Genomic DNA, 1,982 nt, shown 5'->3' on the forward strand with positions numbered 1-1,982 from the left:
GCGCCAGCGCCTCGCCGATGCGCTCGGCAAACACCGAAGCTTCGTCACGCAGATTTCGAGCCCCGCCTATTCGATCCCGATTCCGTCAAAACATTTGCCGGCTATATTTTCGGTGTGCCATTTCAGCCCGGCCGAACGTGACCAGTTTCTCGCCGCCTATCACCAGGCGCATCCAGGCAAGATGTCGATTGCATCAGGCATGCGAAAGACGCGGCATGTCTCGCTGATCGTGCCGGATTTCGGCGACGACAAACAGAACGCCGCGCTCGACAAAGCGGTGAACGACTTCATCCAGAAGATCACCAGCATAACCGGCAAGGGTGGCTGACCCTTTGGAGTTTGTACGCAATTCCGGACGGAAAACCGTTACACACCTTTCCTGGAATTGCTTCGATGTCAGGCCTATTTCGGGAGGAGACGGCCGTGAAGAAATTTATGAACTCGGTAGACACGGTGCTGACCGAGAGCCTCGACGGTTTCGTGGCTGCCCATGCCGACATCCTCGTGCTTGGCGACGAGCACAAATTCATCCGCCGCAAGACCTTGCGGCCGGGCAAGGTGGCGCTGATCTCCGGCGGCGGCTCCGGTCACGAGCCGCTGCATGGCGGCTTTGTTGGCCACGGCATGCTGGATGCCGCCTGCCCCGGCCAGGTGTTCACCTCGCCGACGCCGGACCAGATGCTGGCAGCGGCGGAAGCCGTCGACACCGGGGCCGGCAGCCTGTTCATCGTCAAGAACTATGAGGGCGACGTGATGAATTTCGACATGGCGGCCGAGATGTCAGAAGGCGTCCAGCAGATTGTGACCAATGACGATGTCGCCGTCGAAAATTCTTCCTATACGACGGGCCGGCGCGGCGTCGCCGGAACGCTGGTGGTGGAAAAGATCGTCGGCGCGGCGGCAGAACATGGCCTGGCGCTGGCGCCTTTGAAGGCGCTGGGCGACCGCGTCAACACGGCTACCCGCTCGATGGGCGTGGCGCTGACCAGTTGTACCGTGCCGGCGGCGGGCAAGCCGACTTTCGACATCGGCGACGGCGAGATGGAGTTCGGCGTCGGCATCCATGGCGAGCCCGGCCGCCGACGCGACACGTTGAAAAGCGCCGATGCTATCGCGCAGGAGATCTGCGCCGCGATCCTGGGCGATCTCGGCGACAAGGCAAAAGGCCCGGCACTGCTGTTCGTCAATGGCTTCGGCGGCACGCCGCTGATGGAACTCTATCTGATGTACAACAGCGCGCGGGCGATTTTCGAGAAACATGGCGTGACGGTGACCCGTTCACTGGTCGGCTCCTATGTCACCTCGCTCGACATGGCCGGCTGCTCGATCACGCTGACCATGCTCGACGGGGAGACGACCGCATTCTGGGACGCGCCGGTACACACGGCGGCGCTACGCTGGGGCATGTAAAGCTGGCTTACGCACGGCTTTTCTGTAACCATCCCAGACAATCCCTTATCCGAAACATTGTCCGGGTTGATGCTGCCATCTCTCACTGCCGCCGAAGAAAGATTGCTGCTGCGCTCTGCCGATCCCGAGGCGGCGCCAGTCGGGGAAGATTTGTCGGCAAAGACCTTGTCGGCGCTGCTCGACAATGCCGAATTTCACGGCATCCTGCCGATCATGCTGCGCAAGCTGCAGGAGAGCGGCGACGCGCAGCTGCCGAGGGACGCAGGGCTGCGGGACAGACTGGAAGATCTGCGCCAGAAAGCAACGATCGCCACCGGGCAGTCGATGCTGCTGCAGTACCATGGCGACCGCATCATGAAGGGACTGGCCGCGGACAATGTTCCGGCGCGGATCGTCAAGGGGCCGGTCTTCGCGCGAAAACTCTACCGCAACGTCGCCGACAGGCCGTTCACCGACATCGACATCCTCGTCGAGCCGGCTAACCTGGCGCGGGCAAACCGGGTGATCGCGGCATGCGGCTTCGAGCTTGGCAGCAACGAGGCCGAATCCTACGAACTGCAGGAGTTCAAATG

The 1,982-nt window shown here is 62.0% G+C and carries 3 protein-coding genes; all 3 read left to right on the forward strand.

Going from position 1 to position 1,982, the window contains the following annotated elements:
* The coding region (locus EN935_RS33385) for a hypothetical protein (protein WP_127374092.1) at positions 1–328 on the forward strand (328 nt) is incomplete at its 5' end.
* A 95-nt stretch (positions 329–423) separates the two neighbouring features.
* Positions 424–1,410 carry a dihydroxyacetone kinase subunit DhaK gene (dhaK, locus tag EN935_RS33390; protein WP_127263025.1) on the forward strand — a complete coding sequence of 329 codons (987 nt, stop codon included), beginning with the start codon at positions 424–426 and terminating at the stop codon, positions 1,408–1,410.
* Positions 1,411–1,479: 69 nt separating this feature from the next.
* Positions 1,480–1,982 (forward strand): nucleotidyltransferase family protein (locus EN935_RS33395; RefSeq protein ID WP_164771581.1); only part of this gene is annotated, 503 nt, incomplete at its 3' end.

Origin of the sequence: Mesorhizobium sp. M7D.F.Ca.US.004.03.1.1 (genome assembly GCF_003998635.1) — a bacterium.
Lineage (GTDB): Bacteria > Pseudomonadota > Alphaproteobacteria > Rhizobiales > Rhizobiaceae > Mesorhizobium > Mesorhizobium loti.